This is a genomic window from Microcystis sp. M083S1 (genome assembly GCF_020246405.1).
In the GTDB taxonomy this organism is placed as follows: Bacteria; Cyanobacteriota; Cyanobacteriia; order Cyanobacteriales; family Microcystaceae; genus Microcystis; species Microcystis aeruginosa_C.
In genome coordinates, this window is record NZ_JADBTB010000181.1 from 1 (window position 1) to 7,022 (window position 7,022).

At 43.1% G+C, this 7,022-nt stretch carries 9 protein-coding genes; all 9 read left to right on the top strand.

Annotation, left to right across the window (positions count from 1 at the left end):
* A partial coding sequence (locus tag IM450_RS16450; protein WP_287715615.1) for a tetratricopeptide repeat protein occupies window positions 1-1,209 on the top strand: 1,209 nt, incomplete at its 5' end.
* A complete protein-coding gene (locus tag IM450_RS16455; protein WP_287665252.1) occupies window positions 1,206-1,943 on the top strand; it encodes a FlgD immunoglobulin-like domain containing protein in 738 nt (245 codons plus the stop codon). The genes IM450_RS16450 and IM450_RS16455, both read left to right, overlap by 4 nt.
* On the top strand, window positions 1,940-3,079 hold the full coding sequence (locus IM450_RS16460) for a hypothetical protein (protein WP_287665249.1): 1,140 nt from the start codon (window positions 1,940-1,942) through the stop codon (window positions 3,077-3,079). The genes IM450_RS16455 and IM450_RS16460 overlap by 4 nt, the downstream gene beginning before the upstream one ends.
* A 164-nt stretch (window positions 3,080-3,243) precedes the next feature.
* Window positions 3,244-5,295: an NAD(P)H-quinone oxidoreductase subunit 5 gene (locus IM450_RS16465; protein ID WP_002802520.1), complete on the top strand. Its 2,052-nt coding sequence runs from the start codon at window positions 3,244-3,246 to the stop codon at window positions 5,293-5,295.
* 116 nt (window positions 5,296-5,411) lie between these two features.
* Entirely contained in the window at window positions 5,412-5,726 is a 315-nt protein-coding gene (locus IM450_RS16470; protein ID WP_287665246.1) for a BrnT family toxin, read from the top strand.
* 10 nt (window positions 5,727-5,736) lie between these two features.
* Entirely contained in the window at window positions 5,737-5,973 is a 237-nt protein-coding gene (locus IM450_RS16475) for a hypothetical protein (RefSeq protein ID WP_002802522.1), read from the top strand.
* A gap of 209 nt (window positions 5,974-6,182) precedes the next feature.
* Window positions 6,183-6,446 carry a ribbon-helix-helix domain-containing protein gene (locus IM450_RS16480; protein WP_002802523.1) on the top strand — a complete coding sequence of 88 codons (264 nt, stop codon included), beginning with the start codon at window positions 6,183-6,185 and terminating at the stop codon, window positions 6,444-6,446.
* 3 nt (window positions 6,447-6,449) lie between these two features.
* Window positions 6,450-6,581: a hypothetical protein gene (locus IM450_RS16485; RefSeq protein ID WP_287665241.1), complete on the top strand. Its 132-nt coding sequence runs from the start codon at window positions 6,450-6,452 to the stop codon at window positions 6,579-6,581.
* Window positions 6,578-6,802 carry a hypothetical protein gene (locus IM450_RS16490; RefSeq protein WP_287659165.1) on the top strand — a complete coding sequence of 75 codons (225 nt, stop codon included), beginning with the start codon at window positions 6,578-6,580 and terminating at the stop codon, window positions 6,800-6,802. Before IM450_RS16485 ends, IM450_RS16490 begins: the two co-directional genes overlap by 4 nt.
* Window positions 6,803-7,022: the final 220 nt, after the last annotated feature.

The following is a 7,022-nucleotide window of genomic DNA, read 5'->3' on the forward strand; positions in this document are numbered from 1 at the left end:
ATGTACCGCAAGGCGATCGCTATTGACTCCAACTATGTCTATGCCTACTACGGTCTGGGCCTCGTGCTAAAGGACCAGAACAAACTGACAGAAGCGGAGGAGATGTACCGCAAGGCGATCGCTATTGACGATAAATATGTCCATGCCTACTACGGTCTGGGCATCGTGCTGAGGAACCAGAACAAACTGACAGAAGCGGAGGAGATGTACCGCAAGGTGATCTCTATTGATGGTAAATATGTCCGTGCCTACAACGGTCTGGGTAACGTGCTGTATGACCAGAAAAAACTGAAGGAAGCGGAGGAAATGTACCGTAGGGCCTTAGATTTACCGGATGATACTACTGGGACTCCTACTACCGCTCACACCCTTGCCCATAATAATTTGGGTCGGCTCCTACAGGAACAGGGCAAGCTAGAGGCAGCGATCGCTGAGTTCGAGAAGGCGACGAAAATCGATCCGAAGTTTGAATTTGCCAGCAATAACCTGCAAGAGGCCCGGCGCTTGTTATCGTTGCAGCAACAACCGGAGCAGATCATCGCTTTGAATAATACTAAATATCTACCCCAAGAGGATCCCCTCACCCGGATCAAGCGATCGATCGTTAAAATCAGTGTTGTCTTTACCGGTAACGCCAAGGGGACTGCCTACGGTACGGGTTATGTGGTCAAACGCCGGGGAACAACGGTGTGGATTATCACTAATCGTCATGTGGTGGTCGATCGCGACACGGAACAGAAGGGCGATAATCTGGAAGTGGAACCCTATTACGGCGAAAATCTACCCAACCTCCCGCGCGATCGTGCAAAGGCTAAAATAATTCACATCACCCAACCCCAAGAAAACTTGGATTTAGCTTTGCTGGAAGTCACGGGTTTACCAGACGATATCAGTCCTTTAACCTTTCATCAAGGCGAAATTGCCCCACAAACACGGATTTCTATCATCGGACATCCTGAATCAAAAGATTGGTCGAAGTACGAGGCGATTACCATCGGCATTCAGTCTAGTAGCGGCAATTTATTAATCGATGTGAGTCTGGCCGTGGGGGGGTCTGGTAGTCCAGTATTCGATCAGGAAATGCGGGTGATCGGATTGATGGTTAAGACGATTAACGAGTCCCAAATCGATTCTTCCGGTATCGGTTTCGCTTACCCAATCGATCGAGTTCTCCAAAAATTAGCTCAATGGCAGGTGGTTGTACCATGAAAAAATCATTTATTGTCCTCAACTTAACAATTCTTAGTCTTATTTTGGTCTCGTTCTTCCCTATTCAAGCTCAAAACTGTGGGACGGGAAATACTAGATCTAGCAACTATATCCAGAGAGATAATGACAAGCGCTGTGAGGGAATAGCTCCGATCGATATTGCGGGCAGTTTTAGTCTTATTTCCCTTTCTATCGGCCGGATTCGGGAGATGACTGACCCCCTAAAGTTGGAAGTACCTAGTCGTAATAACCGAGCGCCGAAAGTGATAGTGCGTTCTGTGCCAAAAAATTATCAACTCGATCCCCTCACCTTGCGTCCCCAAGGTTCTCGCTATCAATTTAAATGGTCTAACTATGTTATTGATCGCGAAGATATCGCCCTTGAAAGTCTGCGGGCCACGGCCTATATCAGTGACGGTAAATTGATCTATTTGCCAGTTATTTTTAATCAGGCAACAACCTATGATATCGTCTTTTTTTCTAATGCGCGTAGCCAGATCAAAGAATTACAAATCCTCCAGAACAACAAGGTTATCTATGAGACTTCTCGCCCTAACTGGCAACCAAAAGGAGAAATTTTCTTTAGTTGGGATGGTCGTACTTCTGATGGTAAACTGGCTAAGGCGGGATTGTACGAATTGCGAGTCAAAGCTTTATTAGAACAAGATGATGCTCCTCCCAGAAATGCCCCGATTAATATAACTTTTGAACATAATCCCCAGTGGCTAAAATGAAGTCCAAGCATAATTTTAAAAGTTTCTGGCGATTTATCAGGAAAAATCTCAAGTTTTGCACAGTTTTTATAGTTACTCTAGCACTGGTTTTCCTGTCGATTTTTTGGGGAATTATCCCAGTTAAACAAAACTTTGAAGGCAATTTATTGGTAAAAAGCTTTAGTTTTACCTGTCAAGAAAACGAAAGTTTATTGCTCAAAGATGTCTATAATCTTTCCCAAATAGATCTATCGGGACTGAAAAAATTTACCCTCGCTGGCATTTTTAGCAGTCTTGCAGATCCCGAACTGAATAAACGAGAGCGACTAGAAATTGAATCAATCCGGGAAAATAGCACTTTAACAATTACCCCGACGGCGGATTTTATCCTGCAAGAACTCCGTTTACAAAAGGAAACTAGAGTAAAAAATCTCAAATACGCGCCTTTTAATAATCTTTTGGCTTTTAGTTTGCAGCCAAATTCTCAACCAGTAAATTTATCATTTAACCCTAGCGGCAACCCGATTAAAATAACTCTCTCTGGTTATAAAATTGCTAATTTTCCTTTAAAAAAAGAGGATATTCCCCTCGAATTTAATCTCAGCACCACCGAATTTAAATTAGAAATACAACAAGCGATCGATGTTAATTTACAACTTTCTCAAGATAAAGAACAGCCTATTTTTTGGCGCAATATTAAAGTTAGTAATGTTAGATTTGAGCGACCGATTATCACCGGTAATAATGTGAGAGATGACTTAGTGGAATCGACAATTATTTCTGGTAATATCCGGATGGCTCAACAGGATCTTAAGCTAGAAGAAAACCAATTCCTGATCGTCGAGAAACCGGGGGTAGAGATATTAAATCAGATAAAAATTATCCGAGAGGATAGTAACCAAAACCTCAAACTAAAAACCACGGGGGAAAACTTGCAGATTACCGAGGCATCACAAGGTTTAGAAGTGAGCGTTTCCGGCAATACCAACAGCATCCAAGTGGGGTTAAATCCGCGACTACCGATCGCCCAAATTCAAGGCAGTTTTTTATCCCGTTATCTTGGCAGCGAGGCGATCGTGGCGATAATTTCCTTTTCTGCTGGTTTAATCGTTTCCTTGCTTTCGTGGTTATTCGATAATTTTGCTGCTTCTCCCTAAAAATTACCGTCCCGCTCGCTAAACTGCCAAATTGATAAGATCCTTTGACCTTTCGCCGCCCTATTAAGCAAAACTAGGTATAAACACTTTCTTAAGAATTAACCTATGTCACAATAGATGAAGATAAACCAAATAGTGTGAAGTTGTAAACTAGGTATTACTGAATGGAACCGCTTTATCAGTACGCGTGGCTAGTTCCCGTCCTGCCTTTGGTAGGCGCTACCCTAGTGGGCGCGGGCTTAATTTCCTTTAATGAAGTCACCAATCGTCTGCGACAGGTGAATGCTGTATTGATCATTTCTACCCTCGGCGCGTCGATGGTGCTGTCTTTTGCGCTGCTGTGGAGTCAAATCAATGGACACGCTCCCTACAACCAAATGATCGATTGGGCATCGGCGGGTAACTTTCACCTGAAAATGGGTTATACGATCGATCACCTCAGTGCTTTAATGTCGGTTATCGTCACCACCGTGGCTTTTTTGGTGATGATTTATACCGATGGTTACATGGCCCACGACCCCGGTTATGTGCGTTTTTACGCCTATCTGAGCATTTTTAGCAGTTCTATGCTCGGTTTGGTCATTAGTCCCAACCTCGTCCAGATCTACGTTTTCTGGGAATTGGTGGGGATGTGTTCCTATCTGCTAGTAGGTTTCTGGTTCACTCGTCCGGCGGCCGCCGAGGCCTGTCAAAAAGCCTTTGTTACCAACCGCGTCGGCGATTTTGGCTTATTACTGGGAATGCTGGGGCTTTTCTGGGCCACTGGTAGCTTCGAGTTTGATATCATGGGTGAACGTCTAGAGGAATTAGTCTCTTCTGGAGCCATTGCTGGCAGTTTAGCGGCATTATTCGCCGTTTTAGTCTTCCTGGGACCGGTGGCCAAATCAGCCCAATTTCCCCTTCATGTCTGGCTACCGGATGCCATGGAAGGTCCGACCCCGATTTCGGCCCTGATTCACGCCGCCACGATGGTGGCCGCCGGAGTTTTCCTGATTGCTCGGATGTATCCCGTTTTTGAGCCAATTCCCACGGCGATGACGGTAATTGCTTGGACGGGGGCCTTTACCGCCTTCCTAGGGGCAAGTATCGCCCTCACCCAGAATGATATCAAAAAGGGTTTAGCCTATTCCACCATCTCCCAATTGGGTTATATGGTTATGGCTATGGGTATCGGCGCTTATAGTGCGGGGTTATTCCACCTGATGACCCACGCTTATTTTAAAGCGATGTTGTTCCTCGGTTCTGGTTCGGTCATCCACGGTATGGAGGATGTGGTCGGTCATGAGCCAGTTTTAGCGCAAGATATGCGGATGATGGGCGGTTTACGCAAGTATATGCCCATTACCGCCCTAACTTTCCTGGTGGGAACTCTGGCCATCTGTGGGATTCCTCCCTTCGCTGGTTTCTGGTCGAAGGATGAAATTCTCGGTTTAGCTTTTGAGGCGAACCCAGCTTTATGGTTAATCGGTTGGGGGACTGCGGGTTTAACGGCTTTTTATATGTTCCGGATGTACTTTAACACCTTTGAAGGGGAGTTTAGAGGGACTAATAAGGAGATTAAACGCCGACTGTTAGCCAACGCGGGCGCGATTCCGGCTTTTGGACCGGGGGCGATGAATGTTAAGCAATTGGACTCGGAAGCGCAGGAAGAAGACAACCACGGCCATCATGCCCATGAACCCCACGAATCGCCAATTACTATGACTTTACCTCTCATGATTTTGGCGGTTCCTTCTTTGTTAATCGGTTTGGTGGGTAAACCTTGGCAGAATTTCTTCGAGGGTTTTATTCATGTTCCTAACGAAGTGGTGGAAGAAGTTCATGCTTTTGATTGGACAGAGTTTCTGATTATGGCGGGTAATTCGGTGGGGATTGCTTTAATCGGGATTACTGTCGCTTCTTTGATGTATCTCCAGAAGAAAATTGACCCCGCAACTATTGCGGAAAAATTCCCCGCTTTGTATCGTTTTTCCCTGAACAAATGGTACATTGATAATCTGTATGATCGAGTTTTTGTCCAGGGTTGTCGTCGTCTCGCACGGCAAATTATGGAAGTGGATTATCGCGTTATCGATGGGGCAGTGAATTTAACCGGTTTAGCTACTCTTGTCAGTGGTGAAGGTCTTAAATACCTCGAAAATGGTCGCGCCCAATTCTACGCTTTAATTGTCTTTGCCGCAGTTTTGGGTTTAGTAATTGTCTATAGTCTGGTGTAGATTTGTAAGCCGTTGACTAAAGATTTTTGGGGGCGCAAAGCCCCTTTTTTCAGCTTTAAATACCCCTTTTTAAGGGGTATTTAGCAGGGTGGTTTCATAAAAGTAAGGCAAAAATTGTGTCAACTTGCTTGGCCCATAAACGCCGAGCTTGGGGAAGCGTCCGAAACCCTCCACTCACGGGTGCTAGAAGACTTAGATTCGGATGGATGAACCCCTATCCTATCTTTAACTTGCCAATGGTTGTTGAATTGGATGAGCGAGAGAATTATGGAGAAGCTCGCTTTGTGGCTATTGGTTTACTAGATGGACGAGTCGTTGTTATTGTCTATACTGAACCTGACGATCAAACAATTCGCATTATATCCTTAAGAAAAGCATTATCTTACGAAGGAAAACATTATGAGCAATATCTCAAAAACAGATTGAAGTAGAATTGATGCAATGAAAGATGAGGATATTGATACTTCTGATATTCCTCCCCTATCAGAAGATTTTTGGGTTAAAGCACAATTGCGACTACCTGAAGATATTGTTACTGTAAAAGTCGAAATAGATCCAGAAACTTTTGCTTGGTTTCAATCCCAGGGAGAAACTACACCAGAACAAATGTCTGTAGCGTTAAAAATTTATGCTCAAGCTAATCAAGCTTTTTCTTCATCTATAACAAAAGCAGGATAGGGAAGCACCGGGAGCAGGGGAGTACGTACTGGTTGTTGCTCTTCTTAAGTCCCCCTTTTCCTTAGCTTAAGAGTTCTAGAAGACTTAGACTCAGGGAGATGAACCCGTCTATCTCGCATTCTGTCCAAAATCTGTTAAAACTATAAGATGCTAAAAAGTCTGCGCTATAATACTGGATTAAGATGATAGCACGGTAATTAGGAGAAGCGATGAACACTATCCAACTGACACCGGAAATAGAAGATTTGATTGCTCAACAAATCAAAACAGGAAAATATCAAGATGATTTAGTCGTTATTGAAGAGGGATTGCGTTTATTGGCAGAAAGAGACAGAATGTGCCAAGGAAGATTTGAAGAATTGAAACGGGAATTCATGATTGGGGTGCAAGAGTTGAAACGTGGGGAAAGTTTTCATGGTAGAGAATTCATCAACAGATTAAAAGCAAACAATCTTCAGAATTGTGGATATTAAATTATGACCGTTATTTTAATATCTTCAAGAGCAAAGCAAGATTTAGAAAGCATCAATAATCGGATTGCTTATTCTAATATTCAAGATGCCAATCAGTTAAAATTATTACTTAAATCAAGAGAGGATCAATTATGATAACATTAGAACAAGCTCTTATAACAGTTAATCAACTACCGATTGAACAGAGAGAAATGTTAATAGAAATCATCAAAAATCAAATGATAGAATCCTATCGAGAAGAAATAGCCCAAAATGCTAAAGAAGCAAGGGAGGCTTTTCAAAGAGGAGAATTAAAACCTCAACCCTTAGAAGATATTATTAATGAATTAAAAGCCAAATTAACAGAAGATGAATGAGAAAGATTATTGCAACAGAGAAGTTTAAACGATCATTTCGTAAATTTGTCAAGCGTAATGCTCAACTTGAACAAAAAATGGCTCTCTTGGATTTGGTGGGTAAAGTGTATTCTAAGATACATTCCTCCTAGCGAGGGGGTGGAACGAACCACAAAGACACAAAGGACACAAAGATTGATCGATCCGATGTAAGTTAAACTTATCACACAGAACCTAGAAG